The sequence below is a fragment of the Veillonella criceti genome (genome assembly GCF_900460315.1).
In the GTDB taxonomy this organism is placed as follows: domain Bacteria; phylum Bacillota; class Negativicutes; order Veillonellales; family Veillonellaceae; genus Veillonella_A; species Veillonella_A criceti.
Genome location: NZ_UHIO01000001.1, coordinates 1,003,095 through 1,027,190, shown reverse-complemented (window position 1 = coordinate 1,027,190; position 24,096 = coordinate 1,003,095). Strand labels below are relative to the sequence as shown.

13 protein-coding genes and 1 tRNA gene are annotated in these 24,096 nt (G+C 39.4%); 11 read left to right on the top strand and 3 right to left on the bottom strand.

Going from position 1 to position 24,096, the window contains the following annotated elements:
- Nucleotides 1–201 precede the first annotated feature (201 nt).
- From larA to DYE54_RS10245, 3 genes are all read left to right on the top strand, one after another.
- The gene (gene larA / locus DYE54_RS04635; protein WP_115310147.1) at nucleotides 202–1,476 is read left to right on the top strand and encodes a nickel-dependent lactate racemase; all 1,275 of its coding nucleotides are present in this window, start codon (nucleotides 202–204) and stop codon (nucleotides 1,474–1,476) included.
- A gap of 142 nt (nucleotides 1,477–1,618) precedes the next feature.
- Nucleotides 1,619–1,768, top strand: a complete 150-nt coding sequence (locus tag DYE54_RS04630; protein WP_115311085.1) for a LysR family transcriptional regulator — start codon at nucleotides 1,619–1,621, stop codon at nucleotides 1,766–1,768.
- A gap of 356 nt (nucleotides 1,769–2,124) precedes the next feature.
- Entirely contained in the window at nucleotides 2,125–2,268 is a 144-nt protein-coding gene (locus DYE54_RS10245; RefSeq protein WP_218564755.1) for a hypothetical protein, read from the top strand.
- A gap of 268 nt (nucleotides 2,269–2,536) precedes the next feature.
- Here the strand turns inward: DYE54_RS10245 and DYE54_RS04620 are convergent.
- Nucleotides 2,537–2,612 (bottom strand) — tRNA-Lys (locus DYE54_RS04620).
- A 596-nt stretch (nucleotides 2,613–3,208) separates the two neighbouring features.
- Here DYE54_RS04620 and DYE54_RS04615 point away from each other — a divergent pair.
- From DYE54_RS04615 to gndA, 5 genes are all read left to right on the top strand, one after another.
- The gene (locus DYE54_RS04615; protein WP_115310146.1) at nucleotides 3,209–12,655 is read left to right on the top strand and encodes an ESPR-type extended signal peptide-containing protein; all 9,447 of its coding nucleotides are present in this window, start codon (nucleotides 3,209–3,211) and stop codon (nucleotides 12,653–12,655) included.
- 278 nt (nucleotides 12,656–12,933) lie between these two features.
- Nucleotides 12,934–14,433 (top strand): threonine synthase, encoded by a 1,500-nt coding sequence (gene thrC, locus DYE54_RS04610; RefSeq protein ID WP_115310145.1) that lies wholly within the window; start codon nucleotides 12,934–12,936, stop codon nucleotides 14,431–14,433.
- A gap of 34 nt (nucleotides 14,434–14,467) precedes the next feature.
- The gene (locus tag DYE54_RS04605) at nucleotides 14,468–15,319 is read left to right on the top strand and encodes a DMT family transporter (protein ID WP_115310144.1); all 852 of its coding nucleotides are present in this window, start codon (nucleotides 14,468–14,470) and stop codon (nucleotides 15,317–15,319) included.
- A gap of 41 nt (nucleotides 15,320–15,360) precedes the next feature.
- Nucleotides 15,361–17,274 carry an ATP-dependent nuclease gene (locus tag DYE54_RS04600; RefSeq protein ID WP_172460558.1) on the top strand — a complete coding sequence of 638 codons (1,914 nt, stop codon included), beginning with the start codon at nucleotides 15,361–15,363 and terminating at the stop codon, nucleotides 17,272–17,274.
- Entirely contained in the window at nucleotides 17,255–18,679 is a 1,425-nt protein-coding gene (gndA, locus tag DYE54_RS04595) for an NADP-dependent phosphogluconate dehydrogenase (protein ID WP_115310142.1), read from the top strand. The genes DYE54_RS04600 and gndA overlap by 20 nt, the downstream gene beginning before the upstream one ends.
- A 93-nt stretch (nucleotides 18,680–18,772) precedes the next feature.
- On the opposite strand, the gene DYE54_RS04590 is transcribed toward gndA, so the two are convergent.
- Nucleotides 18,773–19,702 carry a fumarylacetoacetate hydrolase family protein gene (locus DYE54_RS04590; protein ID WP_115310141.1) on the bottom strand — a complete coding sequence of 310 codons (930 nt, stop codon included), beginning with the start codon at nucleotides 19,700–19,702 and terminating at the stop codon, nucleotides 18,773–18,775.
- A gap of 17 nt (nucleotides 19,703–19,719) precedes the next feature.
- The gene (locus tag DYE54_RS04585; RefSeq protein ID WP_115310140.1) at nucleotides 19,720–20,124 is read right to left on the bottom strand and encodes a hypothetical protein; all 405 of its coding nucleotides are present in this window, start codon (nucleotides 20,122–20,124) and stop codon (nucleotides 19,720–19,722) included.
- A 370-nt stretch (nucleotides 20,125–20,494) separates the two neighbouring features.
- Between DYE54_RS04585 and DYE54_RS04580 the strand changes: the two genes are divergently transcribed.
- The 3 genes from DYE54_RS04580 (at nucleotide 20,495) to DYE54_RS04570 (ending at nucleotide 24,070) form a co-directional block, all read left to right on the top strand.
- Nucleotides 20,495–21,475 carry a 2-hydroxyacid dehydrogenase gene (locus tag DYE54_RS04580; protein ID WP_115310139.1) on the top strand — a complete coding sequence of 327 codons (981 nt, stop codon included), beginning with the start codon at nucleotides 20,495–20,497 and terminating at the stop codon, nucleotides 21,473–21,475.
- Between the two features lie 94 nt (nucleotides 21,476–21,569).
- Nucleotides 21,570–23,243, top strand: a complete 1,674-nt coding sequence (locus DYE54_RS04575) for a glutamine--tRNA ligase/YqeY domain fusion protein (protein ID WP_115310138.1) — start codon at nucleotides 21,570–21,572, stop codon at nucleotides 23,241–23,243.
- Nucleotides 23,244–23,431: 188 nt separating this feature from the next.
- A complete protein-coding gene (locus DYE54_RS04570) occupies nucleotides 23,432–24,070 on the top strand; it encodes a hypothetical protein (protein WP_115310137.1) in 639 nt (212 codons plus the stop codon).
- Nucleotides 24,071–24,096 lie beyond the last annotated feature (26 nt).

Genomic DNA, 24,096 nt, shown 5'->3' with positions numbered 1-24,096 from the left:
ACGATGAATGTGTTTGAATGTGCGATGTAATATTAAAAGGCCTCTATTCTTTGATAAATTATATATATGCTATAGAATCTTATTGCTATTTTGATTAATGAGTGATATATTTAACAAGGTGATATGCATAATATCTATGCCTATTATGCATAAATATAGAGTTAGGTTGATGGTAAGAGGTAGCTATAGGGGGCTATAAGTATGAAAACAATGAAAGTACCATATGCAAAAGGTTTTGTAGACATTCAAGTACCAGAGGCTAATTTAACAGCTGTTTTAGAATCAGGTTCTGCTGAATATAAGGCAACAGCGAGTGAAACGGCCTTAGTAGAAGCGGCGTTAGATAATCCTATTGGTAGTGCTCCGTTAGAAGAGTTGGTAAAAGGAAAACATAATATGGTCATTATTACCAGTGACCATACGCGTCCAGTCCCTAGTAAAATTACAATGCCAATTTTACTACGCCGTATTCGGGCCGTGAATCCAACAATTGATATTACAATCCTGTTAGCTACTGGATTTCATAGGCCCACGACTAAGGAAGAGATGATTGATAAATTTGGACCTGAAATTGTAGCTCATGAAAAAATTGTCAATCATATTTCTGGAGATTCTTCGCAGATGGCAAAAGTAGGTACGCTTCCATCTGGTGGTGAATGTATTATCAATAAATTGGCCGTTGAAACAGAATTACTTATTGCTGAAGGCTTTATTGAACCACACTTTTTTGCAGGCTTTTCAGGTGGTCGCAAGAGTATTTTGCCAGGCATTGCCTCAGCCGTGACCGTCATGGCGAATCATTGTGCTGAATTTATTAACAGTCCACAGGCTCGCACGGGTATTTTGAAAGATAATCCTATTCACAGAGATATGCTATATGCAGCTAAAGTCGCTAAATTAGCGTTTATTTTAAATGTGGTAATTGACCCTGAAAAACATATTATTAATGCGTTTGCTGGAGATAGTGAAAAGGCGCATGAAGCAGGTTGTGAGTTTGTAACAAAATTAGCGAGTGTGTCTAAAGCCCCTGCAGATATTGTAGTGACCACGAATGGTGGCTATCCACTTGATCAAAATATTTACCAAGCGGTTAAAGGTATGACAGCAGCTGAGGCAACTTGTAAGCCTAATGGCGTTATTATCATGATTGCGGCTTGTAATGATGGTCATGGTGGTCAATCTTTATATGATAATTTAAAAGCAGTACAAACGCCAAGAGAACTATTAGATAGAATTGCAAAAGTGCCACGGAATGAAACAATTCCAGATCAATGGGAAATGCAAATTTTGGCACGTATTTTAGATAAATTTACCGTTATTGTAGTCACTGATCAATGTAATCCACAAATGCTTACAGATATGCATATGGAACATGTGTTTACCTTTGAAGAAGCACTACAAAGAGCTTTTGAACTTAAAGGTCAAACGGCATCTGTGACAGTTATTCCTGATGGTGTATCGGTAGTCGTTAAGTAAAAAGCCACCCGTGTTTGACGGGTGACTGTAGAGTGGGTATATAGAAAGAGAGATAGCTAGACGTTTGGTACCGTTTGGCTCATCTCGAAGAAATCTAAAATTACTTGAGAAATGGCCTTGACGTTATTTCCACGTTGAGGCTATTTTCCTATTTCAAGAGAATAGCTATAAGAGTTCCTTTTTAGCGGTTATCAAATATCACAACTTTACAGAGGCAGCTGAAGCGTGTCATATCTCGCAATCTGCTATATCGCAACGAATTAAGTCGCTGGAGCAAGACTTAGGTGTGTAGAAATGTTTGACGCGTCAATATTGCTTATTTGCACCACTTGCACGACTTACAACTGTAGTGAAAGACTTTGTAAAAATCATGGAAAACTCGTTTTAGGAATATAGTTTTACTAAGGATAAATAAAATTAGCATAAGAAAAACTTATCGAAAAGACCGACAAGATGAATTGTTCTTGTTGGTCTTTTTTCGTTATGATAAAGGAGAAATAAGAAAAAGTTATGGATAAGGAGTAGTGATATATATGAAACGAAATATCTCAAATGCTGGCTATGGGCTATTTGGGCGGCCGAAGAATTGACTGATGAACAAGTGGATCATATTGTTGCAACAAATTTAACTGGATCTATTGCAGTAATGTGAAAGTAACCATTGTAGAACCAGGCGGTGCTCGTACAGAGTTTCGCTATGGTAGTGCTAAAGTAGCAAATTTGACGCCTGAATATGAACATGTTCACGGTTTTTTAGACATGCTTAATCCAAAAAAAGGACTTGCTTTATAAGTATAAAATAGCACAGACTATTCGTGGTTTAGATTTCATTCTAGACGATAACTTTAGATTGGTTCATATGACCGGCTATAGTCAACCACGTAATGAATGGCTCAGCCAAGTGGCGGATGGCCAAATGCGTTATTTTAGAGGCCATAGTTCATAGTTATTGATGGTGTATATTTGAGAAGCCCGAATCTCGGAGAAGGAGATTCGGGCTTTTTGGTGTTTGTGTATGTTTAAGGGTACAAAAAAAGCCTTGCGCAAACAAGGCTTAGTGTGGTGGACCACCAGGGGTTCGAACCCTGGACACCCTGATTAAGAGTCAGGTGCTCTGCCAGCTGAGCTAGTGGTCCATGACAACATAGATATTATATACCTATTGATTTAAAAAGTAAACTATTAATTTAAAAAAAGGACTAAGCAAAGTGAAGCTACTATGATAATTATTTGTTAATCTTGGTCTAATTAAACATGAATTTCGGCATCATAAAACATGAGTTTAAAATGAGCATACATAGAGATTGTTTTATAATGTGGGATTATATCAAAAAAGAGGTTATAAATTGATAAACCTAGCATACATCCTATAAAATTTGATTATTGTTGAAATTATAAGAAAAAAATTATTAATTAATAAGTGGTTGATAAATTTGAAATATGTAATATATTAATGAGCTTAAAATGAAGTTTTGTCATTGTAAACCACTGTTTTTTATTGACAGTCAGAAAATGTAAAGATAAAATGAAGACAAATAGACTATAAAAGTTTATGAGGAAGATGTGTTTATAACTCTATGAAGAAAATGTTGTGTGGGGTGATAGCCGTTTACAGTCTTATATGTTTTAGTTTTTAGATTATTTTAAACATACATTAATTTAAAGTTTTTTATTTTTATAATGTAATGAATTGTTATTGAATGACTGGTTAACATTTTGGGAGGTTGAGTCAATGAATAAGCATTACAAAGTCATTTGGAGTAAGGTGAAGCATAGCTATGTGGTAGTATCTGAATTAGCTAAGAGCAATGGTAAAGCTGCCTCTACTCATATTCAGTCAGGCCGAACATTGGGCGTGGCTCTTTCTGTATTGGCACTTTGTGCGGGATTGAGTGGAGGCGTAAGTGCGGCAACTCCGTATTCTAGTGTAAATGATTATAATGGACGGTTAGTTGGGCTAGATATGTTAGCTAAGCAAGGCAATGCCAGTGGAGATACTGCCGGTGGTATCGGCTCTACAGTGGTTGGTTTAGGAACTTCTGTTAAAACTAAAACTTTATTCCAAGGCGCTACTGCAACGGCTGTTGGCATGGTAAATACTATTGATGGCTCTACAGGTGGTGAATTTGATGGTGTTGCCAATGCAGTTGTAGGTGCCGCTAATACAACACAAAATGCAAATGCTACATTGATTTTTGGTGCAGGGAATTTAGTTACTAACTCGTATGGTGATGTAATGATTGATCCTGGCGCTCTTAATCCAACAGATCCAATTTCTTTAACTAAAGCACTAGCTAGTGCTGTAAAAGATAGTGGCGGACAAATGCTTGTTATTGGTGGTGCGAATATAGTTGATAATGCACGCTTCTCATCAGTTACTGGCGTTAATAACAGCTTGACAGGTACATCTGATAATAATAGCCAATATAACTTTGTTTCTGGTGCAAAAAATACAGTTACAGAGTCCGATAATACGTATTTAATTGGTACTAACAATGCTGTATCTGGTGCTACTGGCAATGCTCTTGTAGGCGATTATCGTAGCATTACAGGTGGGTCTAACAATGTTATTTTAGGCTCTGGCGAATCAGGCAAAGTATTAGATACAACAGTATCCAATGCAGTTGTAGCAGGCTATAATGCTAATGCTGCGGTAGCAGATGGTGTAGCATTGGGCTCTAACTCTGTGGCAAGTGTGGCAGCTGGTGTAGTAGGTGCTGCTCCGTCTAACACAACAGTATCTGATGACGATAAGAAGACTGCTACTTGGACATCTACATTAGGTGCTGTATCAGTTGGTTCTGCAGGTGCTGACGGTAAAGCCGTAGGCACTCGTCAAATTACTAATGTAGCTGCTGGTACACAAGATACTGATGCTGTTAACGTAGCTCAATTAAATAAAGTGGCAAGTTTAATCAATACAAGTAGCACAGGTAGTGGTGTTGAGTATGTGTCTATTAAGGGTGCTAATGCTACCGATACTAATAAAGATAATAAGGGCGCAACGGAGCTCGGTAGTATTGCTATTGGTCCTAATGCATCTAATAAAGGGTCGTACTCTTTAGCAGTTGGTTATGGTGCGAATGTTGTTGCTGGTGGTAGTGGTCAAATTGCTATTGGTTATAATGCTAGTACATTAAATGGGAGTAGCACAATAGCTATTGGTCATGAGGCGACAGCTAAAGACGGCATAGCTATTGGCTATGATTCTTACAGTGGTACGTCTACAAGTCTTGCATTAGGCATGTTAAGTAAAGCTAACAAACAAAGTAGCGTATCTGTTGGCTATATGGCAGTATCTAATGATAATGGCACTGCGCTTGGCACTTATGCTGAATCTTATGGATGGGATTCAACAGCTCTAGGCAGTTATGCACGAGCATATAATGGAAAATCAATAGCTAGTGGGTATCAAGCAGCAACTTATACTGGGAGATCTATTGCTCTTGGTACTAATGCTACTGTTTATGCGGATAGATCGCAGTCTTTATCTCTTGAAGATTATGAAAAACTTTCTGAGGCAGAGAAAACTAAATATGCATTGGATCCGAGAACTACTGGGGAACAAGTTGAAACAAAATATAATAAAATAGGCGGAGACACTTTTGGTACCGCTATTGGCTATGAAGCTGAAGTGTTCGCTGATAGTGGATTGGCCTTAGGTCATTTAGCAAAAAGTTATGCTGAGGCTGCTACGGCTATAGGTAAATTTGCTGATGCGGGTAAAGGAGATAGTGTTGCCTTAGGTTCTAAATCTAAGGTAGATACTGAGGCTGGTGCTGTGGGATATGACCCTAACATTGGCCGCAAAAGTACTAAAGATACTCCAACTTGGAAGTCTACACTCGGTACGGTTTCTGTAGGTTATAAAGCACCATATGCTAGTGTGAAAGCTGGTACTAGACAAATTACTAATGTAGCAGCGGGTACACAAGATACTGATGCTGTTAACGTAGCTCAATTAAAAGCATTAAATACTAAAGTTGACAATAATGCGACTCACTATTTCAGTGTAAATGGCCCAACTCCAAATGGTACAAACTATGAAAATGATGGTGCTACTGGGGCTAACTCCATGGCTATTGGGCCTAATGCAAGTGCTAGTGCTGATAATGCAGTAGCTTTAGGTTCTAATGTCGAAGCAGATATTGACAATGCGATTGTAATTGGTAGTAATATTACTGATGGCCAAGGGATTATTATTGGTGTAAGTTCTTCAACAACATCCGATGATAGCATTGCTATCGGTGTTGAGGCTAATGCATCTGGTAATGCACGTAATACAGCTGTGGGTTGGAAATCTAAGGCTACAGGTGATTATAGTGTAGCTTATGGACAAAATAGTAATGCCTTAGGTTCAACCTCTGTTGCGTTAGGGACTAGTGTCACGGCTAAAGGTAAGGCGGGTATTGCTATTGGTAATGCAGCTGTGAGTAATGTGAATCTTGAGGATGAAGGTTCTATTGCTATTGGTGATAGGGCTAAAGCAGAAAGTGATTCAAGTATAGCTCTAGGCACAAGAACAGTAGGGTCTGGTAATAAAAGTACAGCTATAGGTTTTTTTGCTGAATCTAAAGGGAATTATGCAACTGCATTAGGGGCGAATTCGGCAGCATCTGGGCGTAGTAGTGTAGCAATAGGATCTAGTGCGAAGGCTGAGGCAGAACGCTCTATTGCTATAGGTTCTAGTTCCATTGCAAATAGAGAGAAAGGAATCTTTGGATATGCTCCAGATGCAGCTACATTTACTAGTGATGAAGAGCTTATAACATATTTAGGCAAGGCTGATGAATATAATGCATTAACGGAACAAGCACAAGCTAAAGAAAAAGAGATGATGGAGAAGAAAGCCGCTTTTGATGCTAATCCAAAAGATGATGCTTTATATGAGGAGGCACTAAAGGCTAGAGATGAGCTTTATGCTATCTTAGATGAGAGAGGTAAATTGAGTGCTGCTTATAAATCTGGCTTAGGCGCTGTTTCTGTAGGTAATGAATATGTAACTCGTCAAATCACGAATGTAGCAGCTGGTACAGAAGATACTGATGCTGTTAACGTAGCCCAATTAAAAGCATTGAATACTAAAGTTGATGATGGCGCTATTCATTACTACTCAGCTACAAGTGATAAAGTCGCTGATGGCTCTAATTTTGCTAATGACGGTGCTAAAGCAAATGATTCCCTTGTAATTGGCATTAATTCAAGTAACATTGAAGGTGCGGTTAATTCTATTTTATTAGGTAATGGAACAACTTTAGAGGGCACTAAGGATGGTAAAGATGGTTCAGTAAATGGTAGTGTTGTAGTAGCTAATGGTGCTACTGTAAATGGTATTTATAATAGTGTTTTAGCAACTGATTATAATAATCTTACTGATGCTAAAATTACACCAACTACTGTAACAGGTGAGCACAATACAGTTCTTGGTGCTGGTAATACTGTATCTGGAGACCAAGGCATAACAATTGGTGCTCTCAATACGGTTACTGCTGCGTATGCTATAGGCCAAGGTAATACAGTAAGAAGTAAAGGTATAGCGATTGGTTCTAATAATAAAGTTGGTCAAACCGATGAAGACTATGGTATTGCTGTTGGTAAAGATAATATTGTTGAAGGTAAGACAGCAATAGCAATTGGTAATGAAGTTCAATCTATGCAGGAAAACTCTGTTGCTATTGGGTATCAAGCGAAGAGTAAAATTGCTGGTGGAGTAGCATTAGGTGCAGGATCCGTTGCTAATACTGATAAAGGTGTTGCTGGTTATGATCCAACTACTGGCACAAATTCTACAAAGACTACAGCAATGTGGACATCTAAACTTGGTGCTGTGGCTGTTGGTACACCTAATAAAACACGTCAAATTACAGGTGTGGCTGCTGGCTGGCAAAATACTGATGCAGTCAACGTAGCCCAATTAAAAGCAGCCAAGGTATCTGTTGTAGGAGGAGAAAATATAGCTTCCGTTAGCACTGCGTCTACACCTGAAGGTGGTACAGTATATACAATCAATGCAGTTGATAAAGATACTACAGTTGCAAGTGGTGCGGTTACATATGCAGCTGATGGTAAAGGTACATTAACATTAACTGATAGTAATGGCAAAAGCATTGCTATTAATGGATTACAGAATAAAATTGAATACTTCTCCGTAAAATCTACTGAAACTGGCAATAAAGATAACAAAGGTGCTACAGGTCTTAATGCGGTTGCTATTGGTCCTAATGCAGTAGCTAGTGGAGAAAATAGTGTTGCTATTGGTAATACCAATAATGTATCTGGTTCAGGTAGTGTTGTAATTGGATATAATAATCGTTATCAGAATCGTGCGATTGAAGGTTCTGGCGCTGTAGTTATTGGTCGCAACACTAGATCAAGTGGCGATAGCACAGTTATCATCGGTGATGGTGCTGGTGTAGACCCTAACATCGTATTAGATGGACATATTGCAATTGGTAAAAATGCTCGTGTATTTGCTGGTGGTGGCGAACAAGAAGCTAAACTTGGCTTTGATCCAACTATTTGGCCTAAAGGTGGCGCTGGAGGTTATGATAATCCAACTGACCGCAGTCGTGTGGCCACTGGTATTGCTATGGGTGTCAATGCTAAAGGTCGTACCGGTTCTATTGACATTGGTGGTCGTACTTATAATGGTTTAATGGGTGGAAAACAAGTTAAAGGCAATGATGCGATTGGTTTCCATGTAAATCAAACCGCTTTAGGTACCAATACTTATGCTAAAGGTTTATTCTCTACAATGATAGGTTCGTATTCGATTGCTACGGGTAGCTTTGACAGCTCTGGACGAATGAATACTTTGGCTTATGGTGCACAGAATTTTGGTGCCACTGTACTGGGTTCCTTGAATAGCATTCGTTCAAATGGTAGCGGTAATTTCTTATTCCCATCATATGAAGGTATTGCCAATACCATTACAGGTATAGCTAATATTACAGATAATACAAATGGTTCCCTTGTATATGGTGCTGGCAATAAGATCTCTAACTCTGTTACATCAATTAATGCACCAACTTCAGGTGCTGCTTCAGTTGATGCAATGGTTGATACATTACAAAGTGCAATTCGCAATAGTAAGAGTGGCGGTGCTACCATGGCCTTTGGTGGTGGCAACGTAGCAGACTATACGCAACGTACAGCCATTATCGGGGTTAATAATACGGTAAAAGGTACTGATAGTGATATTAGTATAGCTAACGCTATTACTGGTTTCGAAAATATTGCGACCAATGTAAGTCATGTAACAGCGACAGGCAGTAACAATGTAATTGATAGTACTGATAATGCGATTCTTTTAGGTGATAATCGTAAATTAACAGGCATTAATAATAGTGTTGTAATTGGTTCCGCTGATACGAATGAAGAGGGAACAAAACGACTTGAATCAACAGTAGCTGATGTGACTGTAATTGGTCATAATGCAAATGCTAGCGTAGCTGGTGGTGTAGCTCTTGGTTCTGGTTCAATAGCAACTGTTGATAAAGGTCAACTTGGCTATGATATCTCTGGTAACGTGACTGATTTTGAATCGGCATTAGGTGATAATAAAGCCGCCTATGATGCAATTCAAAATGATATTAAAACGGCACAAGAAAAAGCAACAGCTATTAATACAGAGATTAGTACATTACAAGAAGAATTGAAACAATATACTTTCTGGGATGATGAATATAGTGAGTTAACTCAACAAATTTTGGCAAAACAACAAGAATTAAGTGAAACAGAAGCAATTATTCCAGCTAAAGAGCTAGAAGCAGAAAAACTCGCTTCGACTTGGATTGCTACTGGTGCCGCTGTATCTGTTGGTGATGCTGATAAAGGTATAACTCGTCAAATCACTAATGTAGCAGCGGGTACACAAGATACTGATGCAGTGAATGTGGCACAATTGAAGTCATTGGGTGAAACTGGGCTTAATTTCAAGGGTGATACTACTCAGATTTTACATCGTGGGTTAGGTGAACAATTAAATCTTGTTGGTGGTGCTCAGACAACAGACTTATCTGACAATAATATTGGTGTTGTAGCATCTGGTGAAGATACTTTACAAATCAAATTAGCTAAGAATTTGAAAGGTATCGATAGTGCTCGTATTGGTGGTACAGTAACTCCTGAAGGCGTTGGTCAAGGCGGTATCTATATTGCTAACCAGGAAGTAACACCAAAAATTACTGATGCAGATGGCAACTCTACAGATGCTCCAAAACAAACTGGTTTATATGTAACTGGTTTAACTAATACAGATTGGGATCCAGACACAGTGGGCGTTGTAAATGGTCGCGCCGCTACCGAAGATCAGTTACAAGTGGTAGCTAATGAAGCAAAAGCTGCCGCAACAGAAGCAGGTAAACATACGGTTGTAAGTGTTAATGGTGGCGAAAAAGCCAAAAATACAACATATGTTGGTACAGGCAACTTACAAATTAATGTTACTGATGCTGATGGACAAAAAACATATGACATTAAGTTAAATGATAAGTTAGTACTTGGCACTAAAGGCGAACCAGGTAAACCAGGTGAAGATGGACAACCAGGTACCGATGGCAAGGCAGGTACACCAGGTAGTATCCAAATTATTGGTGAAAATGGTAAAGATGCTGAAGGCAAAGAACTTCCAGAAGGCAACAATACAAGCGCAGATATTTCTGTAAAAGACGGTGCTAAAGGTCTTGACGGTAAAGACGGCGTAACTCGCATTGTTTACAAAGATGAAGACGGTAAGCCACATGAAGTAGCGACTATGGATGATGGTCTCAAGTTTGCTGGTGACGATGCTCAGCCTATAGCTAAGGAACTTAATGAACAACTAGACATTAAAGGTGGCGCAGATACTAAGGCATTAAGTGATAATAATATTGGTGTTGTTAGTGAGACTAAAGATGGTAAAACATATTTAAGCGTTAAATTAGCTAAAGACTTGAAAGGTATTGACAGCGCTCGTATTGGTGGTACAGTAACTCCTGAAGGCGTTGGTCAAGGCGGTATCTATATTGCTAACCAGGAAGTAACACCAAAAATTACTGATGCAGATGGCAACTCTACAGATGCTCCAAAACAAACTGGTTTATATGTAACTGGTTTAACTAATACAGATTGGGATCCAGACACAGTGGGCGTTGTAAATGGTCGCGCCGCTACTGAAGATCAGTTGCAAGTGGTAGCTAATGAAGCAAAAGCTGCCGCAACAGAAGCAGGTAAACATACGGTTGTAAGTGTTAATGGTGGCGAAAAAGCCAAAAATACAACATATGTTGGTACAGGCAACTTACAAATCAATGTTACTGATGCTGATGGACAAAAAACATATGACATTAAGTTAAATGATAAGTTAGTCATTGGTACTAAAGGCGAACCAGGTAAACCAGGTGAAGATGGACAACCAGGTACCGATGGCAAGGCAGGTACACCAGGTAGTATCCAAATTATTGGTGAAAATGGTAAAGATGCTGAAGGCAATGAGCTTCCAAAAGGTAACAATACAAGCGCAGATATTTCCGTAAAAGATGGTGAAAAAGGTCTTGACGGTAAAGATGGCGTAACTCGTATTGTTTATAAAGATGAAGACGGTAAGCCACATGAAGTAGCGACTATGGATGATGGCCTAAACTTCACTGGTGATACAGCGGATGTAACAATTCCTAAGAAACTTAATGACACCTTATCCATTAAGGGCGGTATTGCTGATGAAACTAAACTTAGTGATAATAACATTGGTGTAGTAGCTAAAGCTGACGGTGGTTTAACTATTAAACTTGCTCAGAATATTAATCTCGGTAGTAATGGCTCCATCAAATTTGGTGGTGGTGACTTTATCATCAGTAAAACAGCTATCAACTTTGGTGGTGCGACTATCAAGAATAGTTGGGGTGGCCAAATAGTAGAAGGCTCAAATGATATTGTAAATGGTGATACAATTTACAAATTTGTTAAGAATCAGTTTGCAACTGGTGGTATTGATATCGTTGCTGATGATGGTGTTATCGTAACTCGTAATGGCAGCACCTATAAGATTGGTTTAAAACTTAACGGTGTTGATACACCAACTGATAATACAACTGTTGAACCTGATAAATCTACAACTACTCCAGGTACTGGCACAGAAGAGCCTACAACTCCTGGTACGGGTACAGAAACGCCTACAACTCCAGGTACTGGTTCTGACACAGGTAATACTGGCACTGATACAGGTAATACAAATACAGGCACTGCTGATAAAGTTAGTGAAGGTAAAGATATTAACATTTCTGTTGAAACAAAACCTATTACAGTAGGTGGTGATTCTGGCACAGCTGCAGCAACACCGGGTAGTCAATTTAATGTAGTTGGTGATACTAATATTGCAACTGTGGCTAGTGTAGTTGAAAAAGATGGTGTGAAGATTCCACAAGTTCAAGTACAGCTTAATAAAGACCTTACCGGCCTAAATTCCGTAACTACTGGCAACACAACTATTAACAATGATGGTCTTACTATTAAAGGCAAAGATGGTAAAGACGGCGCTACAATTACTAGCGATGGTATTGCTGTTAAAGGCGAAGATGGTAAAGACAAAGTTGTTGTTAGCAGAGATAAAGTCGATATGGGCAACAACCGAGTTCAAGGTGTTGCTGACGCGGAAGATGATACAGATGCTATCAACAAAGGTCAGTTAGACAACGCTCTTAATGCTGTAGGCAATGGCATGAATCAAATGTCTAACCGCATTAGCAAACTTGATCGTCGTGTAGACCGTGTTGGTGCAGGCGCTGCTGCTCTTGCTGCTTTACATCCATTAGAATTCAGCCCAGAAGCTAAATGGGAAGTATCTGCTGGTGTAGGTAACTACAAAGGTGCCAATGCAGTGGCTCTCGGTGCGTTCTATCGTCCAAATGGTGATACTATGTTTAGCATTGGTACATCCCTTGGTGGCGGTGAAAACATGGTTAACGCTGGTGTAACTTTACGTGTTGGCGATGGTGAAACTGAAAACTATCCAGCTCGTAAAGTGATGGCACAACAGATTAAAGATTTACAATCGGTAGTTGATACACAAAATGCTAAGATTGAACAATTAACACAATTGGTTAATACATTAGTAGGTGCTAATCAACAGATTCAACCAATCGTAAGTGCGCCACAGGCACAAGCTGATGCTGAAGAAGCACAGCCAACTCAACAAGCTTAAGTGGCATAGGAGGTGCAAACAGCATAAAAGAATAACGTATAAGTTGTAGTACGCGTCAATTAAGTAATACAATTGCATATTTCGGTTTGTTTGTGACATACCTTCCTAACTAAGGCTGGGGTCGTTTCAGAAATGGGACGGCCCCAGTCTTTTGCTGTTTCACGGGTAGCAAAAATTGCGTATTTTCGGTATAATTAATTAAATAAAGTAATATTTTATAAATGAAATGAGTTAATCAAAAGAAATTTTAAAAGTAGTAGAAATATGAGGGCAGAGAGATGAAATACAGAAGTACGAGAAGTGAAGAAACAGTCAATGAGACCTATGCATTGTTACATGGGCTAGCGAGTGATGGGGGCCTCTATGTGCCAGCTAAATTTCCAGAACGGACAATTACCTATGATATGGTTGCGGATGCGTCATATCAGGATATTGCATATACTGTGTTACAGCATTTTTTCCCAACTTTTAGTGAAGCCGCATTACGAGAAATGATTAACGCGGCTTATAGTAAAGCTAATTTTAGCACAGTGGATATAGCACCGCTCCATTCTGTATTAGAGCGATTATCTGTGTTGGAACTATTTCATGGTCGTACTCAGGCATTTAAAGATATGGCGTTATCTTTATTCCCGTATTTATTGGTGGCGGCTAAAGAAGCCGAAGGGGAAACTGATGAGGTGCTCATTTTAACGGCTACCTCTGGTGATACAGGCAAAGCGGCTTTAGAAGGCTTCAAAGATGTGGACGGAACGCATATTCAAATTTTCTATCCTACCGATGGGGTAAGCCCTATGCAACAGGAGCAGATGCAGAAGCAAGAAGGCGATAATGTGAATGTTACCGCTATTCGAGGCAATTTTGACGATGCCCAGCAGTTCTTGAAACGCCTATTTGTAGATAAAGATATGGCGGCTAAAGTAGCGGCCAAAGGGGTTCGATTCTCTAGTGCTAACTCTATCAATATTGGTCGCTTAGCACCACAAGTGGTGTATTATGTGGCGGCGTATGCAGAGCTTGTGAACCAAGGTGCTATTCATCGGGATGAAGCGTTTAATGTGGTAGTACCAACAGGGAATTTTGGTAATATTTTGGCGGCTTATTATGCAAAAAAAATGGGCGTGCCGATTGGTAAATTGATTTGTGCCTCCAATCGCAATAATGTATTGACGGATTTCTTTAAAACGGGCACTTACGATATGAATCGTCAATTTTATACTACGATTTCACCATCTATGGATATTTTAGAAAGCTCTAATTTTGAACGATTCTTGTATTATGTGAGTGGTGAGGATTATGAACTCACTAATACACGTATGAAAGAGTTAAAAGCGACGGGTAAGTTGTCTGTTAGCGGTGAAGAGCTAAGTCGGGTACAACGTGATTTTAGTGGTCAATTTATATCCGATGAAGAAACGAAAGCGGTTATCGCGCAGGTATATAATTCCTATGGGTATTTATTAGATCCTCATACAGCGGTAGCTATGGGGGCTTATATGAAAGAATTACAGGCTCATCCTGAAGACGGTAGTCGTCATACTGTGATTGCTGCTACGGCACATCCATTCAAGTTCCCAACCCCTATTTGTGAAGCTTTGGAAATTCAGCCAGGGGGCACACCGTATGAAAGTTTAGAGCATATTAGTGCAGTGACAGGCGTTGCATTCCCTAAAGAATTAGCGGCTTTACAGGAGAAGGAACTTCGTTTTACTCATGTGATTGATAAAGAATTGATGGGGAAAGAAATTTTAAGTTTCGTAGATACTTTTGGTAAATAAGTTACTGTAGTATGAATTAGAAAGTAGTGACTATGTGAGAACAGCGTTTTTCTATGCTATTGCGTCAGCATTAGCATTTAGTGTAATGAATTTATTTGTTAAGATGCTTGGTCAAGCTATGCCCGCTTCGGAAATTACGTTTTTTCGAGGTCTCATTGGCACGGTGGCAGTATTAGCCTATATGTGGGCAAAGGGGATTGCCTTTTCTACGGAACATCGCGGTATGCTTACCATACGCGGTATTTTTGGTGGTGTAGGCACCTTGATGAACTTTATCGCTTTAGCGTATATGAATTTGGCCGATGCAGCTATTTTATTCCAATTATCAGGGGTATTTGTATTTATTTTTAGTACCTTTATATTGCGTGAAGCGATTCCTAAAGGGGCTGGCAAATGGTTACTCGTGATTTTTGCCGCTGTTATGATTATGATTAAACCTTGGTCGTTTAGTGAGTTTCATTGGTATTCCTTGTATGCTATAGGTGGGGCTGCTTTTGCAGCGGCTGCGTATACAACAATTCGCAAGATTAGTCAGGTCGGTCATCATAGCAATTATGAGATCATGTTTTATTTCTTGGTAACCACTATGATTGTGGGCGGTGCTTTAATGTGGCCTAATTTTGTGTGGCCAGATCTTCGGCAGTGGGGCATTATTGCTATTATTGGAGGCATTTCTGTATTTGCCCAATTTTTCTTAACAGGTGCCTTTGTAGCGACTAATGCTGTAGTAGCGCAGTTCTTGCAATATATCGGAGTATTCTTTAATGCTATGTGGGGTTTTCTCATTTTTGGAGAAACCTTATCTTGGTTGACAGTTTGTGCCGGCTTACTTATGTTTGTCGCCTCTGTTATGATTGCTCGGTTAAAGGAGCAACATGTTAAATAAGGGGACGTGTTTCTCTCATTTCTATGAAAGTAGGTGCTAGTATGTATTTAGCGACCTTAGAGATTGAAAATTTTCGCAATTTGAATCATATGCAATTGGCGTTTCACGAACAGTGCAATTATTTGATTGGTGAAAATGCGATTGGGAAATCTAATCTGCTAGCGCTTATTATGATTATTACGTCCGGTCGTTCGTTGGCAGCGACTGACTTCTTTGATGTGACAAAACCAGTAAAAGTGCGTCTAACATTAATGGTAGATCCACATGAAACGCTACCTAAGCGTTTCGTTGGAGCCGTCAATGAAGGGCGCATTTTGCTTGAGTGGGAGCAGTTATCTGTGGTAGCAAGACCACAGTTGTATGAGGTACTAACCATTGATAAACGGCGTCAAGTGCCACTGCGTGTGCTTCGCTATATTCCGTATTTGGCGCTTCGTGATATTGGCTTGTATACATCAACGACAAAGTCAATGCTTAGGGGCAGTGAGGCTGCTGTAGCCGAGGTAGATAGGGGTGAACATAGTGAAGCTATGCCGAGTATGGCTGATTCTTATGTAGCACTTCGCGATGTCTTAGGGCATGCCTTAGAGCGTGTGTTAACTAGGGATGGTGATGGTTCTCATAAATCCATGTCACGCATTGCGTTACGGATTCGACAATTTCGGATGGTTATGCCCCATTTGCCTGACTATATGATTATTGTATTAGCTCAATTAACACAGTGGCCGTTGTTAGCTCGTGGTTCGATGATTGACAAGAAGGTTTTGAAGGCTGGATTGATATCGGGCATATATGCAGGCTTTTATACACCTGATGCATTGCGTTTGATTACGTTGGTAGTCTTGCGCGTGGTGAGACAGATTTTCTCTTTGGTAGAAGGGGGCAAGTTTGAATCTCACATTATTATGAAACGTGGTAAGCGGTATTTGCCACTCATAGTGAGTCTGGACGAAGTCGAAGCGCATTTAAATCCTTTGATGCAACGAGCGATGGTTGACTATTTCAAGGAGATTTTAGCCAATGAAAATATTGGGTTTCTCCGCATTTTAAAAGATGTGTTTGATGTAGATGGGCTGTTGGGGCAGCTGTTTATTGTTACTCATTCGGCTGAAGTATTGTCTGATGATTATAGACAGATTATTCGGTTTTATCGTCAACCGTCTGGTTCAGTTAAAATTGCCTGTGGTGTTACCTTCGATGTGTCGTCAGAAGCAGAGGAGCATTTAATTGCTTACTTTTCAGCGGTAAAAGAAGCGTTGTATACGCGTTGTGTTATGATTGTCGAGGGGGAGACGGAATATAGTAGTTTTAGGCAGTTTGCCAAGACTTTAGGCATTCCGTTTGATTTTTATGGGATAGGGCTTATTAATGCACGAGGACAAGGGTCTATTAGTCGCTTGGTAGAACTTTTTAATCGCTTTGATATTCCTGTCATTGCGCTTTATGATCGTGATGTGCGTACGGATGCGAAAGCTTCGAAGAAGCAAGTATATTTTACTGATACGATTTGTTATGAATTTGATTTGGTGCATCACTTGATTAGTCGTAATCGGCGTGACATACTCGATGATATTGTGCGCATGGTGATTAATTTGGAAGGTGGTTCTTCATTAGTCAGTAAGAAAGCGATTACACAAGGTGTGGATAAGCTAATTAAATATGCTAAAGCACAAAATGAATCGTTGCAAGGGCTAGTGAATCGGGCGTTTCACGAACGAAAATTGAACTCAATTCCTAATCGAGAGATTCATTTGCTAGAAATTTATTATTTTAGCTGGCTTTTTTTTCAAAAAGGTATTACTATAGGTAAATGTATTGCGTATAATATAAAGGAACGGGAAGATATTCCGCCAGCCTTTGTAAAAGTGATAAAAAAAGCACAGCAGTTGGCGCAACAACAAGATGCGTGGCTCGCTGTGGAAGAGGAGACGAAATATGGAAAACAAAACATATGAATTTGGTTTAGTTGGTTTGGCTGTTATGGGGCAAAATTTGGCTCGTAACGTGGCGCATAAAGGCTTTAGCATTGCTGTCTATAACCGTACCCCACAGAAAACAGATGAATTTGTGGCTAAATTTGGTCATGAAGGGACGATTGGTGGCGCGCATAGCCCAGAGGAATTAGTGAATATGTTGGCTAAACCTCGTAAAATTATGTTCTTAGTTAAAGCAGGCCAGCCTGTTGACGACATGATTGCTGCCTTTTTACCATACCTTGATAAGGGCGATATCTTGATTGATGGTGGTAACTCTCATTTCAGCGATACTCGTCGTCGTAGTAAAGAATTAGAAGCTAAGGGCTTCCGTTTCTTAGGCGTAGGCGTATCTGGTGGTGAAGAAGGGGCATTGAATGGCCCAAGCTTGATGCCAGGTGGTAATGAAGCCTCGTATAAAGAGGTGGCGCCTATTTTCACGGCTATTGCCGCACAGGTAGCTGATGGTCCTTGCTGTAGCTATGTCGGTGATGATGGGGCTGGTCACTATGTAAAAATGGTGCATAATGGCATTGAATATGGGGATATGCAACTTATTTCAGAAGCCTACTTTATGATGAAAGAATTGCTTCACATGAGCGATGCTGAAATGGGCGATGTATTTGCTGAATGGAACAAAGGTCTATTAGATTCGTATCTTATCGAAATTACGTCTAAAATTTTAAAAGTAACGGATAAAGAAACAGGTAAGCCTTTATTGGAAATGATTTTAGATAAAGCGGGTCAAAAAGGGACTGGTAAATGGACAAGCCAAGAAGGTCTTGAACTTGGTGTGCCAATTCCTACGATTGCAGAAGCTGTATTTGCCCGTGGCATGTCGGCGTATAAATCAGAACGTGTAGAAGCGGCGAAACAGCTTAAAGGGCCTGAAGGCGAATATAAAGGAGATAAGAAAGCCTTTATTGATGCTATTCATTCCGCTTTGTATGCGTCTAAAATTTGTTCCTATGCACAAGGCTTTGCTTTAATTAAAGCGGCTGCTAAAGAATATAACTGGAACATTAACTTTGGTGATATGGCACTCTTATGGCGTGGTGGTTGTATCATTCGTGCCGTGTTCTTAGAAGATATTAAAAAAGCCTTTGAACGCAATCCACAGTTAAATAACTTGTTACTTGATCCATTCTTCATGGAAGCAATTGAACAGCATCAAGCAAAATGGCGTGAAGCGATTATTGAAGCGAAACGCTTTGGTATTCCAACACCAGCTTTCTCTGCTTCTTTAGATTATTACGATAGCTATCGTCGTGAAAGCTTACCAGCTAACATGATTCAAGCACAACGTGACTTCTTCGGCGCTCATACATATGAACGTATTGACCAAGAAGGCATTTTCCATACTGAATGGGAACATGAATTGAAATAGTATAAAAAAGCCCATTCCCTATTTTTGCTCGCTACGAGTTAAGCTCGTAAAGGTCGCTGCAAATAGGGAATGGGCTTTTTATACCTTAAATCCTTATTCTATTTCATAATCTTCTATTTCAGTTTGCGGTACATTAATCTTTACTGTATTAGCTAAGGTGCCGATGCCAGGGATAGTAATGGATACTTCATCGTCTTCTTGCAAGAAGCGTGGTGGATTGAATCCCACACCGACACCGGATGGTGTGCCCGTAGCAATAATGTCGCCTGGTTCTAAGGTAAGACCACGACTTAAGGTGCTTATTAAGGTTGGAATAGAGAAGATAAGATCTTCCGTAGTGCCAGATTGTCGAAGTTCGCTATTTACGTAGGTGCGAATTTCAAAATCTTTTGGCTGTTTGTCACTAATTAAAATAGCAGGTCCCATGGGACAGAAACCGTCGAGGCTTTTGCCGAGGAACCATTGGTTATGACGGCGCTGTAAGTCGCGTGCTGTTACATCGTTGATGATTGTATAGCCAAAAATGTAGTCGTACACTTTATCTTCTGGAATATTGGAACCACGCTTGCCAATAATAAGGGCTAGTTCACCTTCATAATCAACTTCGGAGGTCGCATGGGGATGTAAAGGAATGACACCATTAGGACCGGTTACTGTAGTCGGTAATTTAGTGAAGAAAATAGGATGCTCTGGTTCACCGCCAGTTTTGTCGAATTCTGCTATATGTTCCCGATAGTTTTTGCCTACACAGAAGATATTGCGGTGTGGCGTGAAGGGTGTTTCTAGTAGTACCTCGGATAGAGCATAAGGGAGGGCTATTGGAGTTTCACGATGTTTTTCAAGGGCGGTAGCCAATAGTAAAACGCCTTCGTCGCCTAGATTGATAAGTTCTTCCACTGTTTCGGGCAAATAGGCATAATAGGCCTCTTCTAAATCAGCACTGCCTAGAATTGTTTGATTTTCATCATCGATGACACCCCATTGGCGAACGCCACTGGGCGATGTAAATGTAGCTATTTTCATAGGACCTCCTGTGATTATTATTTTTCCAGTAATTTAATTTTTTTGCTTAGCCACTTTTCACAACTTGGACGATCGTTGAAAAAACGTAAATCACGGAGACCGTCAAAGTCTACATATAGACCATATACGAAAGGGATTGGCGTATTTTCCGCAATGTTAAATGTGTCGATAGCAATATATGTGCCTGGTTCTTTTGGTTCTTCAAGTGTATCATAAGGAATTTCTTTGATAGTAAACGCTTCACCATTAGAACGACGACGAGTACGTTTAGGGACTAAGGAAAAGGTACGTGATTTGCCTGATTCTTCTATCGTAATTGTGATAGGGTGATTAGGATCGTAATTGGTCATGAGTCGATTCAATACTGTTTTGAAATCACGTAGTGTTACTTCCGATTCAGCTAATGAGTCAATATATGCCATGAAAATTCCTCTTTTCAAATAAATAGATACCTATAAATTGACAACTATACAGTATAGTTCCTTAATATGTGTTTAAGAAGCTATTGCTGATTGAATTCATTTATAAATTAACTATAACATATATTGTTCGATTGATAAAGCTATTTAATGGTATGTAGCGAGAATATGGGGAAAAACATGAGTTGATTCGATATATTTTTCATAGGAAATGGTAGTGTAAAATATTCGATATAATAAAAGATTAAAATATATTAATTTTTGAATGTTTCTATTTTATCTAATGGCGTAAATTGTATATAATGAAAAGAAGGGAAGATATATAAGAGGTATTAAAATTTATTTGATATATAATTACCAGGAGGTTGATACTATGAGTAAACCTGTTGTAGTAGTGCCAGGCTTGGTGCGTAAAGATGCCTTAGCCTATTTAGGAGAACATGTAACCATTAAACAATGGACGGAAAAGACCAAAATGCCTCGAGAAATATTGAAGGAATGGCTCAAAGAGGCGGATGCGCTTTGGAGCATTAATAATGTTACCGTAGATGCTGATCTAATTGCTGATGCGCCAAATTTGAAAGTGATTGCTCAGGCATCGGTGGGCTATGATAATGTTGTGATTGATGATTTAACGGCTCGCCAGATTCCTTATGGTAATACACCTGATGTATTGACGGAGTCAGTGGCTGAATTGGCGTTTACCTTAGTGGCGGCTGCTAGTCGCCGTGTTATGGAAAATGCAGATTTTGTAAAAAGTGGTCAATGGGAGCAGCGTCCATCCAATATTAAAGGTAAAGATTTGAGTCGTTGTACCTTGGGGATTATTGGCCTAGGGAATATTGGTGTGTCCATTTCACGCCGTGCTCGTGCTTTTGGTATGACGGTTATTTATAACAACCGCAAACCTCGTCCTGATGATAAGTTATATATGGTAGAATATCGTGATCGTGATGCGCTGTATGCAGAAAGTGATGTTGTCTTAGTGGTAACACCTCTTACACCTGAAACGTATCATATGATTGATAAAGAGGCCTTTAAAAAGATGAAAAAAGATGCTCTCTTTGTCAATGTAGGTCGTGGCAAAATTGTTGACACGGAGGCACTTGTATGGGCACTTAATGAAGGTGAAATTGATTATGCGGCACTAGACGTGACAGACCCAGAACCATTACCAGCGGACCATCCATTGCTTAAAACAGGCAAGGCTTTAGTTGTGCCTCATATTGCGTCTTTTACTGATCGAACACGCCGAGATATGGCCATGTTGACAGCGGATAATATTATATTAGGTGTACAGGGTAAGCCATTAAAAACTTGTGTAAACAAAGAAGTAAATTATAAAGAAGACTAGGCTATTCGTGGCATGGTTAGGGGATTTGTGATACAATAAAAAGATATCATACGAACCGTGAAACGATAGTTCAACACAGAGAGGATGGTTATTGTTGGAAACTCCAAATACGGAAACAGTAAATTTTATTGAAGCAATTATTAATAAAGATAACGAAGAAGGGACCTATGGCAAGCGAGTACATACGCGTTTCCCACCAGAACCAAATGGCTACTTGCATATTGGCCATGCGAAATCTATTTGCTTAAATTTTGGCTTGGGTGAGAGTTATAAAGGACTTACGAATCTTCGTTTTGACGATACCAATCCGGTAAAAGAAGATGTAGAATATGTTAATTCTATTGAAGCCGATGTAAAATGGTTAGGCTTTGATTGGGATGATCGTCAATATTTTGCCTCTGATTATTTTGATCAGATGTATGAATACGCGAAAGTATTGATTAAAAAAGGGCGGGCCTATGTGGATGATCAAACGCCTGAAGAAATAAAAAATACACGTGGCGATTTTGCTACTCCGGGTACTAATAGCCCCTATCGTGATCGTTCGGTAGAAGAGAATTTACGCCTTTTTGAAGAAATGAAAGAGGGTAAATATAAAGATGGTGAAAAGGTATTGCGTGCGAAGATTGATATGGCGTCACCTAATATTGTAATGCGTGACCCTGTATTGTATCGTATTTTGCATGCAGATCATCATCGTACCGGTAGTAAATGGTGCATCTATCCTATGTATGATTATGCTCATCCAGTAGAAGATGCGATTGAGCGGATTACGCATTCTGTATGTACGCTTGAGTTTGAAGTGCATCGTCCTTTATATAACTGGGTACTGGAAGAATGGCCTGATGAAGAAAAACCAAAACAGATTGAATTTGCACGTTTAAATATTACGAATATGGTAATGAGTAAACGTAAATTGCGTCAATTGGTAGAAAAGAAGTTAGTAAGTGGTTGGGATGATCCACGTATGCCAACGATTTCTGGTTTGCGTCGTCGTGGGTATACACCAGAATCTATTCGTGATTTCTGTCAACGGATTGGTGTTGCTAAAGCAGATAGCATGGTAGATATTGCGCTTCTTGAATTTTGTATTCGTGAAGACTTAAAGATGAAAGCACCACGTCAGATGGCGGTTATTAAACCAGTTAAAGTAGTCATCACTAACTATCCAGAAGGTCAGACTGAAATGGTGACCATCGAAAATAATCCAGAAAATGAAGCTATGGGAACACGAGAAGTACCATTTGGTCGTGAAATTTACATTGAACAAGATGATTTCATGGAAGTGCCTGTTAAGAAATTCTTCCGCATGACACCAGGTAAAGAAGTACGCTTAAAAGGTGCATATATTGTTATGTGCAATGAAGTTGTGAAGAATGAAGATGGCTCTATTAAAGAAATTCATTGTACCTATGATCCAGAAAGTCGCAGTGGTAGTGGTTGCCAGCGTAAGGTAAAAGGGACACTCCATTGGGTAGAAGCAACAACCGCAGTAGACATGGAAATTCGTTTGTATGATTACTTGTTGAAATCTGATGATGAAGAAACGGCAGATAAAGATTTCTTAGAACAGTTAAATCCAGATTCTTTGACAATTTGTCATGGCAAAGGGGAACCGGCCTTTAAAACGACTAAAGCAGGTGATCATTTCCAATTCTTGCGTCAAGGGTATTTTGTAACGGATACGGATAGCACTGCTGATCATATTGTAATGAATCGTATTGTTGGGCTTCGTGATAGCTGGGCAAAAGCACAGAAAAAAGGCTAATACTATTGATGAATACCGTATGATTGAATACTATTATTGAAGTAGTGATTTTTATTGAAGTCGTAGTTTTATAGTTAATGAGTGTAGCGTCTACTTAGGTAGGCGCTCACTATGATTTATCAGTTTATTTATAATTTATAAGCTTGTTTATAAGTTTGAGACAGTAGATATTAAAAGAGGAGTTGTCCATGAAAGCAACCACTTGGTGTGCCACGCTGGCGTTGGCGCTAACGGTTAGTGTAACTAGTTTTGCTAATGCAGCTACCCCAGCTACGGTAGCGATTAAAGATATTAAAGTGCCCAATAATGTAACCTTGTTGGCAGGTTCACAAAAAGCATTATTTACAGAGAGTCAGGATTTTAAGCAATTTTTACTCGATAAAGGAGTATTAAGTGCTGATGTATATCAATTGCGTTATAAAGTAGATAATGTGTTCTCCTATGGGTTGGTAGCTGATGTACGATTTGGGGAACAGGGCTTACGTAATTTGGGAATTGAAGGTAAAATGCCAGTGATTTCTTTGAAAAAGAAACAACAAACAGATTCTTCATTGCCAGAGTTGGCGGCCCTTATTAATGCAGGTAGTATGAATACAATACAGGCATATCGTGTGGTAGAGCCATTAACGGTTCAAAAGAATGGCACCTATACAGGGACTTTGCGTTTTGATAATCCTGTCGGTAATGTGATTTATTCTGAAACATTACATATAGTATTGTATGATAATATATATTTTGGACCATCTGCTCGTATTATTGCTTTAAACAGTGCTGATGATGATACTTTATGGCCATTAGTCAACGGCTTTGCCAAAGTCATCAAATAATAGTACGGTAGATGAGTTGGAACATA